This window comes from Streptomyces sp. NPDC048566 (assembly GCF_043199735.1).
In the GTDB taxonomy this organism is placed as follows: Bacteria; Actinomycetota; Actinomycetes; order Streptomycetales; family Streptomycetaceae; genus Streptomyces.
The window spans coordinates 13,402-36,007 of sequence record NZ_JBICWL010000004.1 but is presented as its reverse complement, the minus strand read 5'-3'; the positions used below and the strand labels follow the sequence as shown (position 1 = coordinate 36,007).

16 protein-coding genes, 3 tRNA genes and 1 riboswitch are annotated in these 22,606 nt (G+C 74.8%); of the genes, 10 read left to right on the top strand and 9 right to left on the bottom strand.

Annotated features, from left to right (window positions below):
• Nucleotides 1-4 precede the first annotated feature (4 nt).
• From ACGFS9_RS08990 to ACGFS9_RS08980, 3 genes are all read right to left on the bottom strand, one after another.
• Nucleotides 5-77, bottom strand: a tRNA-Glu gene (locus tag ACGFS9_RS08990).
• A gap of 80 nt (nt 78-157) precedes the next feature.
• Nucleotides 158-1,771 (bottom strand): metallophosphoesterase, encoded by a 1,614-nt coding sequence (locus ACGFS9_RS08985; protein WP_393251682.1) that lies wholly within the window; start codon nt 1,769-1,771, stop codon nt 158-160.
• 133 nt (nt 1,772-1,904) lie between these two features.
• Nucleotides 1,905-2,255, bottom strand: coding sequence for a metallopeptidase family protein (locus ACGFS9_RS08980; RefSeq protein WP_393251681.1), 351 nt, complete (start codon nt 2,253-2,255; stop codon nt 1,905-1,907).
• 257 nt (nt 2,256-2,512) lie between these two features.
• On the opposite strand from ACGFS9_RS08980, the gene ACGFS9_RS08975 reads away from it, so the two are divergent.
• From ACGFS9_RS08975 to ACGFS9_RS08960, 4 genes are all read left to right on the top strand, one after another.
• A complete protein-coding gene (locus tag ACGFS9_RS08975) occupies nt 2,513-3,055 on the top strand; it encodes a hypothetical protein (protein ID WP_393251680.1) in 543 nt (180 codons plus the stop codon).
• Nucleotides 3,056-3,261: 206 nt separating this feature from the next.
• Nucleotides 3,262-5,421: a DEAD/DEAH box helicase gene (locus ACGFS9_RS08970; RefSeq protein WP_393251679.1), complete on the top strand. Its 2,160-nt coding sequence runs from the start codon at nt 3,262-3,264 to the stop codon at nt 5,419-5,421.
• Between the two features lie 193 nt (nt 5,422-5,614).
• Nucleotides 5,615-7,150, top strand: coding sequence for an amino acid permease (locus tag ACGFS9_RS08965; protein ID WP_393251678.1), 1,536 nt, complete (start codon nt 5,615-5,617; stop codon nt 7,148-7,150).
• A gap of 121 nt (nt 7,151-7,271) precedes the next feature.
• Nucleotides 7,272-7,344 (top strand) — tRNA-Lys (locus ACGFS9_RS08960).
• A 76-nt stretch (nt 7,345-7,420) separates the two neighbouring features.
• Here ACGFS9_RS08960 and ribA read toward each other — a convergent pair.
• Entirely contained in the window at nt 7,421-8,074 is a 654-nt protein-coding gene (ribA, locus tag ACGFS9_RS08955; protein ID WP_393251677.1) for a GTP cyclohydrolase II, read from the bottom strand.
• Between the two features lie 159 nt (nt 8,075-8,233).
• Nucleotides 8,234-8,743, bottom strand: a complete 510-nt coding sequence (locus ACGFS9_RS08950) for a MarR family winged helix-turn-helix transcriptional regulator (protein WP_393251676.1) — start codon at nt 8,741-8,743, stop codon at nt 8,234-8,236.
• 88 nt (nt 8,744-8,831) lie between these two features.
• Between ACGFS9_RS08950 and ACGFS9_RS08945 the strand changes: the two genes are divergently transcribed.
• The 5 genes from ACGFS9_RS08945 to ACGFS9_RS08925 all read left to right on the top strand — a co-directional run bounded on the left by ACGFS9_RS08945 (nt 8,832) and on the right by ACGFS9_RS08925 (nt 14,094).
• Complete coding sequence (locus tag ACGFS9_RS08945) at nt 8,832-9,992, top strand: dihydrofolate reductase family protein (RefSeq protein ID WP_393251675.1); 1,161 nt, start codon at nt 8,832-8,834, stop codon at nt 9,990-9,992.
• Between the two features lie 104 nt (nt 9,993-10,096).
• Nucleotides 10,097-10,170: transfer RNA gene (locus ACGFS9_RS08940), tRNA-Met, on the top strand.
• Nucleotides 10,171-10,386: 216 nt separating this feature from the next.
• Nucleotides 10,387-11,547 (top strand): PP2C family protein-serine/threonine phosphatase, encoded by a 1,161-nt coding sequence (locus ACGFS9_RS08935; protein WP_393251674.1) that lies wholly within the window; start codon nt 10,387-10,389, stop codon nt 11,545-11,547.
• 215 nt (nt 11,548-11,762) lie between these two features.
• A riboswitch (cyclic di-AMP (ydaO/yuaA leader) is annotated at nt 11,763-11,918 on the top strand.
• 9 nt (nt 11,919-11,927) lie between these two features.
• On the top strand, nt 11,928-12,968 hold the full coding sequence (locus ACGFS9_RS08930; protein WP_393251673.1) for a M23 family metallopeptidase: 1,041 nt from the start codon (nt 11,928-11,930) through the stop codon (nt 12,966-12,968).
• Nucleotides 12,969-13,146: 178 nt separating this feature from the next.
• Complete coding sequence (locus tag ACGFS9_RS08925; RefSeq protein ID WP_393251672.1) at nt 13,147-14,094, top strand: aldo/keto reductase; 948 nt, start codon at nt 13,147-13,149, stop codon at nt 14,092-14,094.
• Nucleotides 14,095-14,179: 85 nt separating this feature from the next.
• Here ACGFS9_RS08925 and ACGFS9_RS08920 read toward each other — a convergent pair whose 3' ends face one another.
• The 4 genes from ACGFS9_RS08920 to ACGFS9_RS08905 form a co-directional block, all read right to left on the bottom strand.
• Nucleotides 14,180-15,511 (bottom strand): PrsW family intramembrane metalloprotease, encoded by a 1,332-nt coding sequence (locus tag ACGFS9_RS08920; protein ID WP_393251671.1) that lies wholly within the window; start codon nt 15,509-15,511, stop codon nt 14,180-14,182.
• A gap of 96 nt (nt 15,512-15,607) precedes the next feature.
• Nucleotides 15,608-16,444: a tRNA (guanosine(46)-N7)-methyltransferase TrmB gene (gene trmB, locus ACGFS9_RS08915; protein WP_393251670.1), complete on the bottom strand. Its 837-nt coding sequence runs from the start codon at nt 16,442-16,444 to the stop codon at nt 15,608-15,610.
• A 401-nt stretch (nt 16,445-16,845) separates the two neighbouring features.
• Entirely contained in the window at nt 16,846-18,051 is a 1,206-nt protein-coding gene (gene lhgO, locus ACGFS9_RS08910) for an L-2-hydroxyglutarate oxidase (RefSeq protein ID WP_393251669.1), read from the bottom strand.
• Nucleotides 18,052-18,163: 112 nt separating this feature from the next.
• Nucleotides 18,164-19,588 (bottom strand): MFS transporter, encoded by a 1,425-nt coding sequence (locus tag ACGFS9_RS08905; protein WP_393251668.1) that lies wholly within the window; start codon nt 19,586-19,588, stop codon nt 18,164-18,166.
• An 828-nt stretch (nt 19,589-20,416) separates the two neighbouring features.
• Here ACGFS9_RS08905 and ACGFS9_RS08900 point away from each other — a divergent pair.
• Nucleotides 20,417-22,528, top strand: coding sequence for an asparagine synthase-related protein (locus tag ACGFS9_RS08900; RefSeq protein ID WP_393251667.1), 2,112 nt, complete (start codon nt 20,417-20,419; stop codon nt 22,526-22,528).
• Nucleotides 22,529-22,606 lie beyond the last annotated feature (78 nt).

Genomic DNA, 22,606 nt, shown 5'->3' with positions numbered 1-22,606 from the left:
TGCGTGCCCCCAACGGGATTCGAACCCGTGCTACCGCCTTGAAAGGGCGGCGTCCTAGGCCGCTAGACGATGAGGGCTATCGGCCCGCCTGCGCGCTTCTCAGCGCGTCGGGGACGTGAGAAGCATATGGGATGGCGGGAGGTATCGCCAAAACGGTTTACCGAGCGGTCCCGGTGGGGCCGGGGGACGGGGTCGGCGACCCGGTCGCCGACCGGCTCCCCGAAGGGGAGGGCGACGCGGACGCGCCGGGCTGGTTCTCCTTGGGGAGGTGGCGGCTGACCTCGGCGCTGGTGAGGCCGAGACCGCCCAGCTTGATCTCGTCCCAGGCCTGGAGGCGGCGGGTGTCCCGGTCGAAGTAGAGGACCGATGCCTCGATCGGGTCCGGGTACTTCCCCTCGACGGCGCGCAGCCCGCTGCCGCCCGTGGAGCCCTCGACCCGCAGCCGGGTCCCGTACCGCATGACCTCCATGTCCTCGTGGTGCAGGTGCCCGGAGAGCACCAGGGGCACCTCGCCGTCCGTCCCGCGTGCGGCGGCCGGTTCGTGGACGACCGCCACGTCCGCGGGGGTGCCGGCGGCGCGCTGGTCGCGCAGGGCCGAGGCGAGGCGGGCGCCGGCCAGGTCCTCCGCCGCGTCGCCGCCGGGCTCCACCGAGCGGTCCGGGGTGTACTGCGGGTCGCCGATCCCGGCGAACCGCAGGCCCGCGACGGAGACGGCCCGGCCGTCGTCCAGGACGTGGACGTTCTTCAGGTGCTCCAGGTAGCGCTGGGTGAGGCGCGAGTCGTGGTTGCCGCGCACCCAGACGTAGGGCGCGCCCAGGTCGGCCGCGGGGTCGAGGAAGCCGTTCTCGGCGGCCGTCCCGTGGTCCATGGTGTCGCCCGAGTCGACGATCACGTTGATCGAGTACTGCTTCACGAGCGAGGCGATGATCTTCCAGCTCGCGGGGTTGAGATGGATGTCGGAGACGTGCAGGACGCGGATCGTGGTCGGGTCCGGCTGGTAGGCGGGCAGGGTGGACGTGACGTCGTAGAGCTTCGTCACGTTCGTCACCAGGCGCGCCAGCTCCTTCTGGTAGACGTCGAACTCGCTGACGATGCTGCGGGCGTTGCCGACCAGCGAGGGCGCCGAGGACAGCAGGCCCGAGTACTTCGGCTCCAGGACCGACTTGGGGTTCCAGGTGGCGAAGGCGGTCGCCCCGGAGACGGCCAGCAGGGCGAGGGCGAGGCCGCCGGCGGCGAGGGCCCGGCGGGGCCGGCGGTAGACGCCGAGGCCGAGGGCGGTCGCGCCGACGACCACGGCTATGCAGGAGCGCACGGCCAGGTCGATGGTGCCGTCCTCGACGTCCCGGGCCACCTCGTCCTGAAGACCGGAGAGCCGTTCCGGGTGGTCGACCAGGGCCTGCGCCCGGTCGGGGTCGAGCTGGTCCACGTCCACGTCGAGGCGCAGCGGCGCCCGGTGGCTGCCGAGTTCCAGGGCGCCGAGCGGCGAGACGTTGATCTTCGTTCCGCCGGTGAAGGAGGGGCGCAGGGTCATGGTGGTGTCCATCGGCCCGACGGGGACCCGTACGTTCCCCACGACCAGCAGCCCGAGCCAGGCGCCGAGGAGCACCACGCACAGCAGCCCGAGGGCGCGCGCGTACGGATTCGGGCGGGCGGCCAGTTCCGGGACCGCGCGCCGGCGCGCGCTGCGGCGGCCGAGGACGCGCAGCGCCCGGCGGGCGCGGTCGGCGGTGCGGCGGACAGGGGCGGTTGCGGCGGCGGGGGCGCGGACCATTGGGCCCGTATGCCCAGCGGCCGGGCCGGGTATGCCGGGGCTCCCCGCTCCCGGGCCGATGATCCCGGTCCCGTGCCGCGTGGCCCCGTCCGGCCCGCGCCGGCCCCGCGACGGCGGCCCTGGCGCCGCCGCGTCAGCCCCAGCCCAGCTCGTGCAGCCGCTCGTCGTCGATGCCGAAGTGGTGGGCGATCTCGTGGATGACGGTCACGGCGACCTCGTGCACGACCTCGTCCGGGGTCGTGCACAGGCGCAGGATGGGGCCCTTGTAGATCGAGATGCGGTCGGGGAGCACGCCGGCGTACCACTCGCCGCGGTCGGTGAGCGGGGTCCCCTCGTAGAGGCCGAGGAGTTCGGGGTCGTCGGCGGGGGGCTCGTCCTCGACGAACACGGCGACGTTGTCCATGACCCGGGTCAGCTCGGGCGGGATCTTGTCGAGGGCCTGGCTCACGAGCTCTTCGAAGGTTTCGCGCGTCATCTCCAGCACACGGCCATTGTCGGGGACGGGGGCGTGCGCGGCCGGTCCGCGCGGCGACCGGCCGCCCGGACCGGCCGCGGACCGCGCACCGCCCGCCCGCGCCCTCGGGGGGTCTCGGCGGGCGCGCGGCGGGCGGCGCCCGCGGGTCCCGGGCCGGGGCGCGTGTCCTCTCGCGGGCGGCGGGAGTTGGACAGGGGGAACGCCCGTTCCTCCCCCGCGCCCGGCTCCGCCCGAGCGGGGGACGCCCCCTCCGGAGGTGGCCGCCCGTGCGCGCCTTGTACGTACCCGTCCGTCTGGCCGCCACGGTCGTGGCCGTCGCCGCAGCAGCAGGCTGCATGAGCGTGGGGAACGACGGGGACGGCCGGCCGGGGCCCTCGCACTCGGCGGGGCGGCGGGTCGGGGAGGCGCCGGGCGGCGGGACCTCGGTGGGCGGGGGAGCGGTCGGATCGCACGGGGGGAAGCACGGCGGGGGCGGCGGGAAGTCGCCGAAGCCGGGCGAGTCGGAGTCGGACGGGGCGTCGCCGTCGGCGTCGGCGTCGAAGGGCGGCAAGCCGACCGCGAAGGCGACGGACAAGACCGCCGGCGACGCGTCCGAGAAGCCCCAGCCGCCGGACGAGCCGACGCCCACCCGCACCACGGCGGAGCCGACGCCCGAGCCGCCGCCGGTGTCGCCGCCGCCGTCGTCCGATCCGGGGACCGCCGAGCCGTCGTCGTCGGCGCACGAACAGCCGGCGACCCAGCTCGTGCAGCGGGAGCCGGCGCCGGAGGCCGGCTCCCCCGCCCCGGCCCGTGCCCTCGCGCAGTCCTGACCTGGGCGAACGGGTCGAGTTTGCCTTCGAGGGTGGAGGGTGCGTATGGTGGTAGATCGTTTGATCCCATTTGCCCGGCGCCGCCGCAGAGAGCGCCGCGTGGCGCGTACTCTCCCTTGCCGTGGCCGGACCGCATTGAGGCGGTCGATTGCGACTTCACGGAGTTTGGGCGCGTGCCGAAGAACTCCGGAAGGTTCGCATTTCGCATGTCTGTTTCCAGTACTGATCACGCCGTCGTGCCCGAGAACGGCCAGAACGACCCGGCGACCGAGGTCGTCGAGACCGTCGAGTCCGCTCCCGAGACGACCTTCGCGGACCTCGGTCTGCCGGAGGGCGTCGTGCGCAAGCTCGCGCAGAACGGCGTGACCACCCCCTTCCCGATCCAGGCGGCGACCATCCCGGACGCCCTGGCCGGCAAGGACATCCTCGGCCGCGGCCGCACCGGCTCCGGCAAGACCCTCTCCTTCGGTCTGCCGACCCTGGCGCAGCTCGCCGGCGGCCACACCGAGAAGAAGAAGCCGCGCGCCGTCATCCTCACCCCGACCCGTGAGCTGGCCATGCAGGTCGCCGACGCGCTCCAGCCCTACGGCGACGTCCTCGGCCTGAAGATGAAGGTCGTCTGCGGCGGTACGTCGATGGGCAACCAGATCTACGCCCTGGAGCGCGGCGTCGACGTCCTCGTCGCCACCCCGGGCCGGCTGCGCGACATCATCAACCGCGGCGCCTGCTCGCTGGAGAACACCGAGATCGCCGTCCTCGACGAGGCCGACCAGATGTCGGACCTGGGCTTCCTGCCCGAGGTCACCGAGCTGCTCGACCAGGTCCCGGCCGGCGGCCAGCGCATGCTCTTCTCCGCCACCATGGAGAACGAGATCTCCACGCTGGTCAAGCGCTACCTGAACGACCCGGTCACGCACGAGGTCGACAGCGCCCAGGGCAACGTCACGACCATGTCGCACCACATCCTCATCGTGAAGCCCAAGGACAAGGCGCCGGTCACCGCCGCGATCGCCTCCCGCAAGGGCCGCACGATCATCTTCGTCCGCACCCAGCTGGGCGCCGACCGCATCGCCGAGCAGCTCCGCGACGCCGGGGTGAAGGCCGACGCGCTGCACGGCGGAATGACGCAGGGCGCCCGCACCCGGACGCTGGCGGACTTCAAGGACGGCTACGTCAACGCGCTCGTCGCGACCGACGTCGCCGCCCGCGGTATCCACGTCGACGGCATCGACCTGGTCCTGAACGTGGACCCGGCCGGCGACCACAAGGACTACCTGCACCGCTCCGGCCGCACCGCCCGCGCCGGCCGCTCCGGCACCGTGGTGTCGCTGTCGCTGCCGCACCAGCGCCGGCAGATCTTCCGGCTGATGGAGGACGCGGGCGTCGACGCCGCGCGTCACATCATCAACTCCGGCACGGCCTTCGAGCCCGACGTCGCCGAGATCACCGGCGCCCGGTCGATGACCGAGGTCCAGGCGCAGTCCGCGGGCGACGCCGCCCAGCAGGCCGAGCGCGAGGTCACCCAGCTCACTAAGGAGCTGGAGCGGGCGCAGCGCCGCGCCGCCGAGCTGCGCGGCGAGGCCGACCGGCTGGTCGCGCGTGCCGCCCGTGAGCGGGGCGACGACCCGGAGGTGGCCGTCGCCGCCGCCGCGGAGGCGGCCGAGCAGGCCGCCGTCGCCGAGGCGCCGGCCGCCGAGTCCGCGGTCGCCGAGGCCCCGGCCGAGCGTCCCGCCTACGAGCCGCGCCAGCGCCGTGACGAGCGGGGCAACTACGAGCGCCGGGACAACGACCGCGGCGGCTTCCGCCGGGACAACGACCGCGGCGGCTTCAACCGCGACGACCGCGGCGGCCGTCGTGACGACCGCCGCGACGGCGACCGCGGCGGCTTCCGCCGGGACAACGACCGCGGCGGTTTCCGCCGGGACGACCACCGGGGCGGCGGCTTCAACCGCGACGACCGCGGCGGCCGGTCCTTCGAGCGCCGTGACGACAACCGCGGCGGTGGCTTTCGGCGCGACAACGACCGCCGGGACGACAACCGCGGCGGCCGGTCCTTCGAGCGTCGTGACGACAACCGCGGCGGTGGCTTTCGGCGCGACAACGACCGCCGGGACGACAACCGCGGCGGTGGCTTTCGCCGGGACAACGACCGCGGCGGCCGGTCCTTCGACCGCCGTGACGAGCGGGGCGGCCACCGCGGCAGCGACCGTCCCTTCAACCGCGACCGTCAGGGCGACCGCCCCTCGGGCGGAGGCTTCCGCTCCGGCGGTCACGACCGCCCCTACGGCCGTCGCGACGACCACCGCGGTGCCGGCGCCGGTTCCTTCCGCCGCGACGACAAGCCCCGCTGGAAGCGCAACGGCTGACGCCCCGTCCGAGGTGTGACGCCGTTCGCGGACGCCGCCGGCGGCCCGTGAACCCGTCCAGGGCCCGTACGACTCCGGTCGTGCGGGCCCTTCGGCGTCCCCGCGCCCCGGTCCGGGCGCCCCGGCCCCCTCCGGCCGACTCGACGGTCCGTCCCGCGCATGGCGCGGCCCCCGCGAGGGAATCGCTGGGGACATGACACATGACGCGACGGACGGCGGGCTGTCCGACGAAGAGCGGCTCGCCGAGCTCGGCTACACGCAGGTGCTCGCCCGCCGGATGTCGGCGTTCTCCAACTACGCGGTGTCCTTCACGATCATCTCGGTCCTGTCCGGCTGTCTGACGCTGTATCTGTTCGGGATGAACACCGGCGGCCCCGCCGTGATCACCTGGGGCTGGGTCGCCGTCGGCCTGATGACGCTGTTCGTCGGGCTCGCCATGGCCGAGATCTGCTCGGCCTATCCCACCTCCGCGGGGCTGTACTTCTGGGCCCACCGGCTCGCCCCGGAACGCAGCGCCGCGGCCTGGGCGTGGTTCACCGGCTGGTTCAACGTGCTCGGGCAGGTCGCCGTGACCGCGGGCATCGACTTCGGCGCCGCGTCCTTCCTCGGCGCCTATCTGAACCTCCAGTTCGACTTCGAGGTGACACCGGGCCGCACGGTCCTGCTGTTCGCCGCGATCCTGCTGCTGCACGGCCTCCTGAACACCTTCGGCGTGGGCATCGTCGCCCTCCTGAACAGCATCAGCGTGTGGTGGCACGTCGTCGGTGTCGCCGTCATCGTCGGCGCGCTGACCTTCGTGCCGGACCACCACCAGTCGGCGTCGTTCGTGTTCACGAGGTTCGTCGACAACACGGGCTGGGGCAGCGGGGTCTACGTGGTCCTCCTCGGCCTGCTCATGGCCCAGTACACGTTCACCGGGTACGACGCCTCCGCCCACATGACGGAGGAGACGCACGACGCCTCGACGGCCGGCCCGCGGGGCATCGTGCGGTCCATCTGGACCTCGTGGATCGCCGGCTTCGTCCTGCTGCTCGGGTTCACGTTCGCCATCCAGTCCTACGACGGGGCGCTGAACTCGCCGACCGGCGCGCCCCCGGCGCAGATCCTGCTCGACGCGCTCGGTGCCACCTCGGGCAAGCTCCTGCTGCTGGTGGTGATCGGCGCCCAGCTGTTCTGCGGCATGGCGTCCGTGACCGCCAACAGCCGCATGATCTACGCCTTCTCGCGGGACGGCGCGCTGCCCTTCTCCGGCGTCTGGCACACGGTGAACCCGCGCACGCGCACGCCCGTCGCGGCGGTCTGGCTGGCCGCGCTGGGCGCCCTCGCCCTCGGCCTGCCGTACCTGATCAACTACACCGCCTACGCGGCCGTCACGTCGATCGCGGTCATCGGCCTCTACGTCGCCTACGTCATCCCGACGTTCCTGCGGGTGCGCAAGGGCGCGGACTTCCGGCGCGGGCCCTGGCACCTGGGCCGCTGGTCCCGCCCGGTCGGGATGGTCGCGGTCGGCTGGGTCGTCGTCATCACGGTTCTGTTCATGCTGCCGCAGGTCTCGCCGGTCACCTGGGAGACCTTCAACTACGCCCCGGTCGCGGTCCTCGTCGTCCTCGGATTCGCGGCGGCCTGGTGGCTGGCCTCGGCCCGGCACTGGTTCCTCAACCCCGAGCACGAGCGCACGATCGCCCGCGAGGCGGCGCGCGCGGGAGCGCCCGAACCGGTCGATCCCTGACCTTGTGCGCGTCCGGCGCGGCCGGGTCGCCGATACCCGATCGGCGTCGCGGTCTCGTCCGGCTATGCTCGGGGATGCATCGGCGCGGTCCGGTGCGCCGTACCGGCGTGAGCCGGTGCGGGGACCCTTAGCTCAATTGGCAGAGCAGTGGACTTTTAATCCATTGGTTGTGGGTTCGAGTCCCACAGGGTCTACCGCGCGACAGCGCCCCGTCCGGCTTCGGCCGGCGGGGCGCTGTCATGTCGTCAGGGCGCCCGGCCCCGGCGGGGGTCAGCCCGCGGTGAGGTCCGTGAGGCCGGTCCGGTCGGCGAGGTCCGGCAGCGGGAGCGTGTGCCGGGTCTGGAGGACCTTGGCGCGCAGGTACCGGACGTTGTGCGCGGTGGTGAAGACGCCCGTCGGCACGCGCCGGGCGACGGTGACGCCGAGGTCGCGGAGCTGCTCGGCCTTGTCGGGGTTGTTGGAGAGCAGGTCGAGCGTGTCGATGCCGAGGGCCTGGAGCATCTGGGCGGCGGCCGTGTAGTCGCGGTCGTCCTCCGGCAGGCCGAGGGCCGCGTTGGCCGCGTAGGTGTCGAGGCCCTCGTCCTGGAGGGCGTACGCGTCGAGCTTGTTGTAGAGGCCGATGCCGCGGCCCTCCTGGCGCAGGTAGAGCAGCACGCCGCCCCGGTCCGCGATCCGCTCCACCGCCTCGCGCAGCTGCGGTCCGCAGTCGCAGCGGGCCGAGCCGAGGACGTCGCCGGTCAGGCACTCGGAGTGCAGCCGCACGAGCGGTTCGGGGCCGGGGTCGCCGAGGACGACGGCCAGGTGTTCCGCGCCGTCGACCAGCCCGTGGAAGGTGACGAGGTCCGCGTCCACGGTGTAGCCGTCGCCGAAGCGCAGGGGTACCCGGACACGGGTGCGCACCGTGGCGGTGGGGTGGTCGCGCATGGTCTCTCTCCGTCCAGCGGGTTCGTACGGAACGGCGGGTCCCGGGCACTGCTTCAGATTTGAAGCACACCGTCCGTCCGTGACCCTACATCTGCTTCAAAGTTCAAGCAACGGGTTTCGGGGCCGCCCGCCGCGCCCCGCCCGCCCCGCCCGCTCCCGTCACGAGGAGCAGGAGCGTCGCCGCCAGGGCAGCTCCGCCCCGCGGGCCGCCGGGTTCTCGTCCTGGATCGCCCGCGTGATGGCCCCGCAGATCTCCTCCAGCTGGCCCACCTGCTCGGGGGTCAGCCGGTCGAAGACCGCGGCCCGGACCGTCTCCACATGGCCCGGCGCCACGCGCGCGACCAGGTCCATGCCCGCGTCGGTGAGCACGGCCAGATGGCCGCGCCGGTCGGTCGGGCAGCCCTGCCGGCGGACCGAGCCGTCCTTCTCCAGCCGGGTCACGGCGTACGTCAGGCGGCTGCGGGTGATCTTCAGCGTCTCGGCCAGCTCCGTCATCCGCATCCGCCGCTCCGGCGCCTCGGACAGCGTGGCCAGGATGGAGTAGTAAAGGTGGGGCATGCCGGCCTCGGCCTGGAGCCCGCGATCGATGGTGTCCTCCAGGAGGGAGCTCGCGGAGACGTACGAGCGCCAGGCGCGCTGTTCGGCGGGGGAGAGCCAGCGGGTCGTCATGGGGCCAGTGTAGGTATTGTTTAAAACTTGAACCACATGATGGACCGCCGCACGACCGCTCAGTGAACGCCACCGGAGGAAACGCCCGATGCCCCGACCCCACGTCCTGTTGTCCGCCGCCGTCTCCCTCGACGGCTTCCTGGACGACACCGGGCCCGAACGGCTGCTGCTCTCGGGGCCGGCCGACTTCGACCGGGTCGACGAGGTGCGGGCGTCCTGCGACGCGATCCTGGTCGGCGCCGGAACCCTGCGTGCCGACAACCCCCGGCTCCTGGTCAACTCCGCCGAGCGCCGGGCGGCCCGGGTCGCCGAAGGGCGCCCCGCGTACCCGCTGAAGGCGACCGTCAGCGGCTCCGGCGACCTCGACCCGCGGGCGCGGTTCTGGCACACGGGCGGGGAGAAGGTCCTCTACACCACCGACGCGGGCGCCCGGCTCGCGGCGGACCTGCTGCGCGACCTGCCGGGTGTCGAGGTCGTCACCACGGGCCCCGACGTCGACTGGCGGGTCCTGCTGGAGCACCTGCACGACGTCCGGGGTGTGCGGCGCCTGATGGTCGAGGGCGGCGGCCGGGTCCACACCCAGCTCGTGACGGAGGGGCTCGCCGACGAACTCCAGCTCGCCCTCGCGCCGCTCTTCGTCGGGCAGCCGGACGCGCCGCGGCTGTTCGGGCCCGGGGCCTATCCGCCCGGCCGGATGCGGCTCGTGGAGACCCGGCCCGTCGGCGACGTCGTCCTCGCCCGGTACGTCCCCACCGCGCCCGGCACCGGCGGCGCCGCCTCCGCCGCGGACCGCCGGTGGCTGGCCCTGGCGTGCGAGCTGGCCGCCGCGTGCCCGCCCTCGGAGACCGCGTTCAGCGTGGGCGCCGTGGTGGTGGCGGCCGACGGCACCGAGCTGGCCCGCGGCCACTCCCGCGAGGGCGGGGACGCCGTGGCGCACGCCGAGGAGGCCGCGCTCGCCAAGATCGACCCGGCCGACCCGAGGCTGCCCGGCGCCACCGTCTACAGCAGCCTGGAGCCGTGTGCCCGCCGCGCCTCGCGCCCCGCCCCCTGCGCCCGGCTCGTCCTCGACGCCGGTGTCCGGCGCGTCGTCACCGCCTGGCGCGAGCCCGACACCTTCGTCCCGCAGGCCGACGGCAGCGCGGTCCTCGCCGCGGCGGGCGCCGACGTCGTCCTGCTGCCCGAGTACGAGGAGCGCGCCCAGGCGCCGAACCGCCACCTGCCGGGCGACGCCCCCCGCGGCCGGGCCTGAGCGGCGGCCCGCCGCCCGGCCCCGCCCCCCGTTCGAGGCCGCCGGGGGCGCGGGGAGGAAGTGGTCAGGGCGGTCCCGCGGATGGCGTAGACTGGTTTCACCGACGCGGGGTGGAGCAGCTCGGTAGCTCGCTGGGCTCATAACCCAGAGGTCGCAGGTTCAAATCCTGTCCCCGCTACTGAAGGCCGAGGGCCGGAATCCTGAAACACGGATTCCGGCCCTTGGCGTAGGTCTCCCCCGGGGTGCATCCCTCGGTCGGTCCACACCGGTCGCCCGGCGCCGCCGCTCCGGGTCTGCTGGACGGGTGGGCCGGCCAGGAGGTGACGAGCGGACCGGGGAACGCGACGACCGCGCCGACCGCCCGTCCGCCGGACCGCGGCCCCCGGGACGCGCCGTGGCCTCGGGCGCGACCGGTGTCGCCGCCCCCGCCCCGGTCGGCCGGCGCACCCGCAGGATCTCCGTCGCGCGGGCCTTCGTGCGGGCGCTGCCCGTGCTCCTCGTCGTCGCCGCGACCCTGTACGACTACTTCACGCCCGGCGAGTTCACCGCCGCGCCCCTCTTCACCGCCGCCGTGCTCGTCGCCGCGCCCCTCTCCTCGCTCCGCGGCACGGTCCTCGTCTCCTCGGCCGCCGTCGCCGCGGTGTTCCTCGTGCACGCGCGCTACGGCATCGTCCTGCGGATCGACGCGATCACCGAGGCGGTCACCGTCGCCACGGCGGCCGTGCTCGCCGTCCTCATCAACATCCTCGTCCGGCGCGGCGACCAGCGGCTCGCCTCCGTCCGGGAGATCGCCGAGTTCGCCCAGCGGGCCGTCCTGCCCGAACCGCAGGCGCGGATCGGCGGCCTCGACGTCGCCGCCCGCTACGAGGCGGCGCAAGCCGACGCGTTCATCGGCGGCGACCTGTACGCGGTGCAGGACACCGCCTACGGCGTACGGCTGGTCGTCGGGGACGTGCGCGGGAAGGGGATGACGGCGGTCGCCGCCGTCGCCGTGGTGATCGGTGCCTTCCGCGAGGCCGCCGAGCAGGAGGGCACCCTGGAGGCGGTCGCCCGGCGGCTGGAGCGGGCGCTGCGGCGCGAGGGCGCCCGGCGGGACAGCCTCGACGCCGTCGAGGGCTTCACCACCGCCGTCCTCGCCGAGATCCCGCACGACGAGGGGATCGTCCGGATCGTCAACCGGGGGCACCCCCCGCCCCTGCTGCTGCATCCCGACGGCACGCTCCGCGTCCTCACGGTCGAGCCCGCCGCCCTGCCCCTCGGGATGAGCGACCTGGCCGGCGCGCCCGACCGGGCGGTGCCGGCCCGTATTCCGTCCGGGGCGACGCTGCTGCCGTACACCGACGGCCTCTCCGAGGCCCGGGACCGGTCCGGCGCGTTCTACGACCCGGCCGCACGGCTGACCGGTCGGGTGTTCCCCGGCCCGGGCGCGCTGCTGAACGAGGTCGCCGGCGAGGTCCGCCGGCACACCGGTGGCGCGCTGGCCGACGACATGGCGCTGCTCGCCGTCCTGCGCGGGCCGGCCGCCGGCCTGCTCGGGCCCTGTCACGAGGGGTGACGGGGCGCTGTCCCTCCGCATAACAACTGACGCACCGTCAAGTAAAGGGTGGTGCACGCACGGAGGTCAACTCGCCCCTTTTTCACCGCTCGTGACCCAGAAGTCCTGGCCGGAAACCGTTAACGATCACTCGGAACAGCTTGGAATCCGGTGGCCGTGTCTATTAACGTTCGATAACGCAGCGCGGTCGTCCCAGCCGTCACCAGCGACGGCTCCGTGCGCACGCGCCGAATCCCGCGAGGGAACCGGGGAACCACCATTTGGGGTGAATCGAGCGTATGCGGCCGTGGTCACACGGCGGTTTACGCGCGTAGGAGACCTTCCTGCTCCGAACCCGTCAGCTAACCCGGTAGGCGAGAAGGAAGGAAAGGAGCGCCCACGTGGCGTCCAACCCGCCTGCCCGGCCCACCTCGTTCGCCCCGGGCGAAGCCCACTCCTTCGGCTTCGTCCACGGCAAGGACGAGGGTCCCTGGGAGGAGTGGAACCCCACCGAGGAGTCCGTCCGCCCCGTGCGCGGCCGGCACCGCGTGGGAAAGCAGCGCGGCGGAGGACTCGCCCGCAGCTCCACCGTCCTCGGCGTCGGCGTCATGGCGGCCGTCGGAGCGGGGGGCATGGCCACCGCGGCGCCCGGCAAGGCGCCCGTCTCGATCTCGCTGCCCGACCTGTCCTCGGTCACCCACTCGGCCAAGGCCCTGGTCGCCGACGACACCGACGAGGCACCCGAGACCCAGGCCGCTCCGCTCACCGGCGCGGGTCTGACCACCGCGGACACCGCCCAGGGCGCCACGGACGCCGGCGAGGCCCTGCGCGCCCGCATCATGCAGCAGGCCGAGTCGCAGCAGAACCAGGTCGACAGCGCCGCGCAGAAGGCCGCGGAGACGGCCGCCGCGAAGCAGGCGGTCGCGCTCGCCGCGAAGCAGCAGGACGCCGCGCAGGCCAAGGAGGCCGCCGCGAAGAAGAAGGCGGAGGAGGAGGCCGCGGCGAAGGCGGAGGCGGAGCGCCTCGCCGAACTCGCCAAGAGCTACTCCCTGCCCACCTCCTCGTACACGCTGACCTCGACCTTCGGGGAGGCCGGCTCCATGTGGTCCTCCGGCTACCACACGGGTCTCGACTTCGCGGCCCCCACCGGCACCCTGATCAAGGCCGTCCACAGCGGCACCGTCACCGAGGCGGGCTGGGCCGGCGCCTACGGCTACCGCACGGTGCTCACCCTCGACGACGGCACCGAACTCTGGTTCTGCCACCAGTCGTCGATCAGCGTCAGCACCGGCCAGAAGGTCGCCACCGGTGACGTCATCGGCCGGGTGGGCGCGACGGGCAACGTCACCGGGCCGCACCTGCACCTGGAGGTCCACCCGGACGGCGCCCCCACCGGCATCGACCCGATGGCCTGGCTCCAGAGCAAGGGCCTCACCCCCTGATCCGAGCGGCGTCCGCGCGGGCGCGGCCCCCGGCCCGGCCCGGCCGGCGGCCGACCCGCGCCACGGCGGTGGGCGCGGCACGCCGGCGCACCGCCGCACCCCGGCCGGCGGGAGCCGGTCCCCGCCGTGCCGTTCACCTGCGGAATAGAGGCATCCGGCGCGGGCGTTGAAGCCGGGCATGACTTCCCCTCTTCGCAAGCTCGGCTCCTCCGACCTGGAGGTCTTCCCGCTCTGCCTCGGCGGCAACGTCTTCGGCTGGACGGCGGACGAGACGCAGTCCTTCGCCGTGCTCGACGCCTACGCGGCGGCCGGGGGCAACTTCCTCGACACCGCCGACTCCTACTCGGCCTGGGCCGACGGCAACGAGGGCGGCGAGTCCGAGACCGTCATCGGCAGGTGGCTCGCCGCCCGCGGCAACCGCGAGGACATGGTCGTGGCGACCAAGGTCAGCCAGCACCCCGCCTTCCCCGGCCTCTCCGCCGCCAACATCAAGGCCGCCGCCGACGCCTCGCTGCGCCGCCTGGGCACCGACCACATCGACCTCTACTACACGCACTTCGACAAGACCGAGGTGCCGGTGGAGGAGATCATCGGTGCGCTCGACGACCTGGTGAAGGCCGGCAAGGTCCGTCACATCGCGGCCTCCAACATCTCCCCGGAGCGGCTGCGGGAGTCCCTGGAGTTCTCCGACCGCGAGGGTCTCGCCCGGTACGTGGCGCTCCAGCCGCAGTACAACCTGGTCTCGCGCGACACCTACGAGGGCGCGCTGCGGGACGTCGCCTCCGGTGCCGGGCTCGCCGCCGTCCCCTACTTCGCGCTCGCGGCCGGCTTCCTCACCGGCAAGTACCGTCCGGGGGCGACCGTGGACTCGCCGCGGGCCGCGGGAGCGGCCAAGCACCTGGAGACCGAACGCGGGCAGCGGGTCCTCACCGCGCTCGACGCGATCGCCGGCGCCCACAACACCGCCGTCCCGACCGTCGCGCTCGCCTGGCTGGCCGCCCGGCCGACCGTCGCCGCGCCGATCGCCTCCGCCCGCACCGTGGAGCAGCTCCCGGCACTCCTCGGCGTCGCGGAGCTGTCCCTGACGGAGGCGGAACTGTCCCGCCTGTCCGAGGCGTCGGCCTGACCGGCCGGACCCCCGCGGCGGCCCCGCGGGGCCGCCCGCCCCGCCCGCGGGCCGGCCGGGGCGGGCGTCCGCGGCGGCGCGGGGGTCACGAGCGGTAGGGGTTGTACGCCGGGTACGGCACCGGCGGTGAGAAGGGCCGCGCCGGCGGGGCGGCGTAGCCCCAGCCGTGCGCCGGCCACGGCGGCGGGACCGGCAGCGGGGCGGTCGCCCCGGCCGCGTAGGCGAGGGACGGACGGGCGATGTCGCGGCGCCGCCACAGCTCGTGCAGCAGCTCCCGCTCCCGGACGACGAAGTCGCCGCCCGCGCGGCCCCGCCGGCCGCGGTGCCGCAGGAACGCCAGCGAGGTGGCGTACGCCTCGTACTCGGCGACCGAGCGGGCCGCGCCCTTTCCCCACTGCCGCCCGGCGTACTCGCGGGCGAGCCGCCTGGCCCGCATCGAGCCGAGGACGTACGGCTCGGCCGTGCCCAGCCAGCCCGCCGCGGTGTACGCGGGCAGCTCGGTGTGCACGGTGCGCAGCTCGCGCTGCCGGGTCCAGACGACGAGCCAGGTCAGCAGGGCGAACGCGGGCACCATGAAGGCCGCGTAGACCGCGATGAAGCCGAACTCCCCGAAGTCCGAGGAGCTGTTCCACACCGAGTGCATCCCCATCGCGAGCAGCAGGCCGGCCGCCGGCACGAGGACGCGGCGGACGCGCTGGTGGTCGCCGGACAGGGCCGCGACGCCGAAGCCGATCCCGGTCAGCACGGTGAACAGGGGGTGCGCGAAGGGGGACATCACCACGCGCACGAAGAAGGTCGCGGCGGTCACGGAGGCCAGCCCGTGGTCGCCGGTGAGCCGGTCGGTGCCGAAGGCGGTGCCGAGGTACAGGATGTTCTCGGTGAACGCGAAGCCGGTGGCGGTGACTCCGGCGACCACGACACCGTCGACGATCCCGGTGAAGTCGCGTCTGCGGAAGAGGAAGACGAGCAGGACGGCCGCCGCCTTCGCCGACTCCTCGACCACCGGGGCGATGACGGTCGCGCCGAGGGTGTCCGCGCTGGAGGGGTCCGCGGTCGCGGTGGCTATCCAGCGGGTGGCGAAGCTGTTGGCGACGATCGCGATGAGTGCCGCCGCACAGGCCCCCCAGGCGAAGCAGAAGACCAGGGTGCGCCAGGGCCCCGGTTCGACGCGGTCCAGCCAGCGGAACGCGGCCACCAGCAGCGGCACCGGGAACACGGCGAGGCCGAGGCCCACCAGGAAGCCCTCGGTGCCGGTCTGTTCGCGGACCAGCGCGAGGATGACCAGGCCCGACAGCGCCAGCAGGGTGATCGGTGCTCCGTACCGCACCCATCTGCGCTGCCACCAGTGCGGATGGCGCGGCGCGGGCGGCCCGGCGGGGGCGCCGGGCTGCGGAGGGTACGGGGGACGGATGGCCACGGCATTGACCCTAACGAGGGAGGGCGTGGCCCGCGACGGTGACCGGGGCGGTCCCGGCGGGCGGAGCGCCCGGGGCCACCGGAGGTCGCGCGCGGGTCAGCTGCCCGGGGCGTGCTGGTCCCGGTGCTGTACGCGCCGGAAGAGCAGGTCGTTCACCACATGTCCCTTGTCCAGGCCCTGGCCCTCGAAACGGGTCAGCGGCCGGAACGGCGGACGCGGCGCGAAACCGCCGTCCGGCCGGGTGTTCTCGAAGCAGGGGTGCGCGCCCAGCACGTCGAGCATCTGCTCGGCGTACGGCTCCCAGTCGGTGGCGCAGTGCACGAGCGCGCCCGGCTTCAGGCGGGTCGCGGCGAGGTCCAGGAACTCGGGCTGGATCAGCCGCCGCTTGTGGTGCCGCTTCTTGGGCCAGGGGTCGGGGAAGTAGACGCGCAGGCCGGCCAGGGAGCCGGGCGCGAGCATCTCCCTCAGCAGGATGATCGCGTCGCCGTTCGCGACCCGGACGTTGGTCAGGCCGCCGCGCTCCGCGAGGCCGAGCAGGTTGCCCTGGCCCGGGGTGTGGACGTCCACGGCGAGGATGCCGGTGGCCGGGTCCTCGGCCGCCATCTGCGCGGTCGCCTCGCCCATGCCGAAACCGATCTCCAGCACCACGGGCAGGTCCGCCCCGAACAGCTCCGCGAGGTCGAGCGTGCGCCGGCCGTCGACGTCGAGTCCCCACCGGGGCCACAGCCGCTGGAGGGCCTCGCCCTGGCCCGCGGTCACCCGGCTGCGGCGCGGCTGGAAGCTCCTGATCCGCCGCTCGAAGTGCGATCCGGCGGGGTCGGCCTGCGGACCGTCGGGGAACCGGGGCTCGCCCTTGGAGCGGTGGTGACGCGGCGGGCCGTCCTCGGCGGAGGCGGGCCGGGTCTCTTCGGAGGAGTCGAGGAAGTCAGACACAGTGCCCTCGATTTTACGGGGACCGCGCAGGAGGGGGTCCGGCCCGGCGCCGCGCGCGGAGCGGCCCGCGCTGCCGGGCGGCCCCGCGCCGGCTCCGCCGTGCCCGAAGCGGCGGGCACGCGTCGGACCGGCCACGACCGTCGCCGGGCCGCGGCCGACCCGGCGGGGCCGCCGTCGCGATCCGCCCGGCCGCCCGACCCGCCGTGGCCGTCGTCGGGGGCGGCCCGAATTGTCGGTGCGCCGTCGCCGGGACTGACCCGGCCTGTTCGTGTGCCGTCGCCGTGATGTCTCGGGGCCGCCTGCCGTGGCGGACGCCGGGACTCGCCGCGCTGGTCGGTCCGCCGTCGCCGGGGGCCGCCCGGCGGCTGGCGGGCGGTCTGTGCGGGGCTCGGGCGCTCCGGTCAGCCGGCCGCCAGCGCCGCCAGCGCCCGGCGGGCGACCTCCCGGCCGATCGGGAGGGACGCCGTCGCCGCGGGGGACGGCGCGTTCAGCACGTGCACGGTGCGCGGACCCTCCTTGATCAGGAAGTCGTCGACCAGGGTGCCGTCCCGCAGGACGGCCTGGGCGCGGACCCCGGCCGCGGCGGGCAGCAGGTCCTGCGGGGTGACCGCCGGCAGCAGACGGCGCACCGCCTCGGTGAACGCCGTCTTCGACAGGGACCGGCGCAGCTCCCCGGCGCCGTAGCGCCAGTGGCGGCGGGCCGTGTGCCAGGAACCCGGCCAGGCCAGCGTCGCGCCCAGCTCGCGCGGGCGGACCACGCCCCACCCGTATCCCTCGCGGGCCAGGGCGGGCACCGCGTTGGGGCCGACGTGGACGCCGCCGTCGATGCCCCGGGTGAGATGGACGCCGAGGAAGGGGAAGCCGGGGTCGGGCACCGGATACACCAGGCCGCGCACCAGCTCCGGCCGCGCCAGGGTGAAGTACTCGCCGCGGAAGGGCACGATCCGCATGCCCGGGTCGTCGCCGGTCAGCCGGGCCGTGACGTCGCAGTGCAGTCCCGCGCAGTTGACCAGCACCCGGCCGCGCACGACGGCGCCGTCCCGGGTGCGGACGGCCGCGCCGAGGTCCGGGCGCCGGTCGATCCGCACCACGTCGGCGCCGTAGCGGACGTCGGCGCCGGAGGCGTCCGCGAGCTGCCGGGCGACCGCCCCGTAGTCGCAGACGCCGGTGGTGGCCACGTGGATGGCGGCGAGGCCGCGCACCTCGGGTTCGGCCTCGGCGATCTGGGCCGGACCCAGCTCCCGCACCGGGATGCCGTTCTCCCTGCCGCGCTGCACCAGCGCGTGCAGGCGGGGCAGCTCGGCCTTCTCGGTGGCGACGATCAGCTTGCCGGTGACCGCGTGCGGGATGTCGTACTCCGCGCAGAACTTGACCATCTCGGCCGCGCCCCGCACCGCGTAGCGCGCCTTCAGCGAGCCCGGGCGGTAGTACACACCGCTGTGGATCACCCCGCTGTTGCGGCCGGTCTGGTGCCGGGCCGGGCCGGGCTCCTTCTCCAGCACGGTGACCCGGGTGCCCGGCGCCGCGCGCGTGAGGGCGTAGGCCGTCGACAGGCCGACGATCCCGCCGCCGATCACCAGCACATCGCAGTCGTACGCGCTCCGCATCCGCACCACCTCCCGGCCTCGATAGTGCACTGCGCCACTGACAATGCCCTCAAACCCGAGAATCACGCCCCGTCGCGCCGCGGCCGGCCGGAGCGCGGCGCGACGGCCGCGGCTACGCCGGTGCCATCAGCAGCGGTCGCGCCCGCTCCCGCAGCTCCACCACGCGCGGTTCGTCGCCGTACGGCTCCAGCCGGTGCAGCAGGTCCTTCACGTACTCGGTGGTGCGCGCGGAGGAGATGCGGCCCGCGACCTCCACCGCCCGGACGCCCTGCTCGCAGGCCGCGTCGAGGTTGCCCGACTCCAGTTCGGCGACCGCGGACACCACCAGGCGCAGTCCGTGCGAGCGGACGAACTCCTCCGTCGGCCGCGACAGCGCCTGCTCGGTGAAGCGGCGCACCTGGCGCGGCGCCTTCAGGTCGCGGTAGCACTCGGCTGCGTCGGCCGCGAAGCGGTCGTAGGAGTAGAAGCCGAGCCAGGACGGGTCGTGGTCCCCGTCGCGGGCGCGCTCCAGCCAGCCCTCGGCGGCCTTGAGCGCGGCGCCGGCCGCCTGGGCGTCGCCCGCGCGCGCGTGGGCGCGCGCCTCGACGAGGCGGAAGAAGCTCATCGTGCGGGCCGTGGCCAGGCCGCGGTTGCGCTCCAGGGCGGCCTGGGCGAGGTCGACGCCCTCGTCGCCGAAGCCGCGGTAGGTCGCCTGGAGGGACATCGAGGCGAGCACGTAGCCCCCGAGGGGGACGTCCGCGGCGGCCCGGGCCAGGCGCAAAGCCTGGATGTAGTAGCGCTGCGCGGCCTCCTGCTGGCCGGTGTCGAAGGCCATCCAGCCCGCGAGGCGGGTGAGTTCGGCGGACGCGCCGAACAGGGCGCGGCCGACCTCGTCGGAGTAGGAGCCGAGCAGCAGGGGTGCCGCCTCGACCCGCAGGCACTCGGGCACCATGGACGAACGCCAGTCGCCGCCTCCGTACTTGGAGTCCCAGCGCCTGGCGTCCTCGGCTGCCTCGCGCAGCTTCAGCACGTCGCTGTGGCCGACCTTCTGCGGTGCGCCGGAGTCCTCACCGGGGCTCACGTCGCGCGCCACCGAACTGTCGGCCGGGGTTATCAGCCAGCGGGACGCGGGGGTGGCGTAGGCGCTCACCGCGAAGGAGCCGGCCAGGGACTGCCAGATGCCACCGCCGCCGGCCCGGCGCCCGGCGAGGTCGAGACGGTACAACTCGGTGGCCGAGCGCACCGCCTGGCCGACGTCGCGGGGGAAGGCGAGGCCCACCTCCGGCGCCGGGTCGGCGTCCGCCAGACCGATCTCGTGCAGCGGCACGGGCCGGCCGAGCTTCTGGCCGATGGCGGCCGCGATGAGGTGGGGCGCGGCACCCTGCGGCACCATGCCCTTCGACACCCAGCGCGCCACCGACGTCTTGTCGTAGCGAAGAGTCAACCCGCGTTGGGCGCCAAGGTCGTTGACGCGACGCGCGAGTCCTGCGTTGCTGATTCCCGCGAGGGCGAGAACGGCGCCGAGTTTTTCGTTCGGCCCGCGTTGCTCCCTGGACATGCGCCACCCCTCGACACAGACGGCTGCCGCACTGGCATAACCACGCGGCATTCGTAAACCCAGCGTAGTTCGCCCGACTCCCAGCGTTAAGGGGCGTAGGTCCGGTTGGCGGGATTGTGGTCCGTACGGCTGTACGGACTGTCGCGGCGTGCTCCTGGTGTGTGGCCGTGCGCCTGTGCGTGCGCTCTTCTCCGGCCCTCGCGGAAGCGCTTCCATGGATCGTGCGTGGGTCGGCCCGCTGTACTGGATCCGGTGGGCTGGGGGACACCGCCGCCTACATCCCCGCGGGCGGCGGACCGGTCCGGGAGGCGCACTCCGCCTCCCGGACTGTGCGATGCCGAAGTGGTGCGCAGGGCCTGTACGGAGCGTGTCCGAACGTGTCCATCGAGCGTCGATTTGGCTGAAAACCGATGCTCGCTCCTGCCGGGGATCAGCCGTCCCACCACGACAGTTGAGGGCGCGAAAGGCGTCTTCGGGGAGCGTACCGGGGGCGCATTCACGTCGACCCGGCAGGGGCCGGACGGCGGCCGGGCCGCACTCGCGACGCGCCGGGAGCCCGGCCGTGCCGAGCCCGCCCCCGCGCCAACGACGGTACCCGCGCCGCCCGTTCGGTCCCGAGCGGCGTTCCGGTCCGGTGGCCCCGTCCACGTGCCCCTCGGGCGCGGTGCGGGAGGTGCGGTCGGCGCGCCGCGGCGGCGCGATCGGCGGCACGGGGGCGCACTTCGGGGAGCGCAAGCCGCCGCAGGGGCCCTCCCGCGCGCTTCCTTCGTGGCAGCATGGTGCCGAGTTCGTACGGGCACTGGTTGTCCACAGCCTGTGGAGGCGGCGATGCGGTGGTTGGTGGGGTGGAGCAGCGCCGTCGCCGGAGCGCAGGGGATCGGCTCGGCGGGCGCCACCGGGAACGACGGCGAGACCGTGCACCCGGTGGGCTCCCAACTGCTGTGGGGCGACCCCGATCCGCTGTGGGCCGTCGGTGACTGGCGCCCCGACGAGGTGCGCGTGGTGAAGGCCGACGCCGGGAACCGCATCGCCGTCCTCGGCACCTGCGGCGCCTCCGACGAGGAGCTGCGGGTCGGCCTGTTCGCCGCACGCGGCGGAGCCCTGCGCCATCTCACCAACTGGCCCGGCAGCTACACCGCCGTCGTCCAGGTCGGCCGCCGGGTCACCGTCTGCGGCGACCTCGCCGGGGCCCGGCCCGTGTTCCACACCCCGTGGGCGGGCGGCACGGCGTACGCGACCGCCGCGCTCCCGCTCGCCGACCTCGTCGAGGCCAACCTCGACTTCGGCCACCTCGCCGCGCTGCTCGCCGCCCCCGACGTGCCGGCCGCGGTGCACGACTCCACCCCGTACGAGGGCGTGCGCCGCATCCCGCCGGGGCACACCCTCATCCTGCGCGCCGGAGCACGGGAGATCGCCGGCTACGAACCCGTCGCCTCCCTCGCCGTGGCCGCTCCCGCCGCCGACCCCGAACTCGCCGTGGACGCCGTGCGGGACGCGCTGGTGGAAGCCGTCCGCACCCGCCTCGCCGCGCCCCGCCACGTCCCCGGCGCCGACGTGGACCCCGGGCCGGTGCCCGGCATGGGGCCGGCCGAACGGCGAGCCGCGCGCGGGATGCCCGTCCCCGGGATCGGCGCCGACCTCTCCGGCGGGCCCGCCTCCGGGACCCTCGCCCTGCTCGCCGCCGGGCTGCCCGGAGCGCCCGGGACCGTCCTCGGGCACGGCACCGGCGCCGGCGAGCGGCTGCTCGCGGTGACCTTCAACGACCTCGCCGTCCAGGGCCGCGAGGCCGAACTGGAGCGGGCCGGCACGCTCGCCGCGAACCCCCGGCTGCACCACGTCGTCGTCGCCGGGGGCGAGGAGACGCTCCCCTACGCCGACCTGGACGGCCCGCTGACCGACGAGCCCGCCCCCACCCTGGTGACGGCCGCCCGGCACCGTGCGCGGCTCGCCGCCGGCAGCGCCGACCACTTCACCGGCTACGGCGCGCGCCAGGTCCTCGACGCCCACCCCGCGCGGCTCGCCGACCTGCTGATGGACCGCAAACGGCGCCATCTGGTGCGCCCCGTCGCCGCGTTGACCAAGGCCGACGGCTCGGTGATGGTCCCCGCCCGGGTGTACGGCGCGGCCCGCAAACTCGCCCGCACCCCCTACCGCACCGGGATCGACGACCTCGCCGAGCGCCTGCTCCAGCGGCGCTTCGACGAGCCCGGCGGAGCGGTCGGCGCCTCGCTCGCCGCGCTCGGCTGGGCCAGACCCGGACCCGCCGCACGGTGGCTGACCGGTGAGGCCCTGGCCGAAGTATCGGTTCGCCTTCAGGGCGGCGGGGGACGCCCGATGATCGGACCCGGCCAGCGGCCCGGCGACCACCGCGCGCGGGCCGCGCTCGCCCGCCACGCGGCGGACGTCCGCATCCTGGAGCAGGCCGCGGAGATCCGCTTCCAGCGGCTGCACACGCCGTTCCTGGACAACCAGGTCGTCCGTGCCTGCCGTGCGCTGCCCGAGGCACTGCGGGTGCAGCCCGGGGCGCGGGCGGCGATCCTGCGCACCGTGCTGGAGGGGGCCGGCGTCGCGGACCTCCCCCCGGGGTGGGGCGCTCCCTCCCACGCCTCCTCCGCCGCCGCCGCGCGCACGGGCCTGCGGATCGCCGCCGACACCCTGATCGCCCTCTTCGACACCCCGCTGCTCGCGCAGGCCGGGCTGGTCGAGGCCCGCGTCGTCCGCAAGGCGCTGCGCGCCGCCGCCGAAGGAGAGCCGCTACCGCTCGACGGGCTCGCCGACCTGGTGGCGCTCGAACTGTGGCTGCGGCGCCTGCTCGCGCGGCGCGGCACGTGCTGGACGGGAACGCCGGCCCGCCAGCGCGCCGTTCCCGCGGGCATCGTGCCGCAGGGGCGCGCACTGGGATCGGGCACGGCGACCGGGGCGGTCGTCCAGCGCGGGTGACCGCGACGCGGCGGGCGGCGCGCCGGGGCCCGCCGCGCGTCCACCCGACGCCGCCGTCCCGGCGGGAGCGCCCCGGGT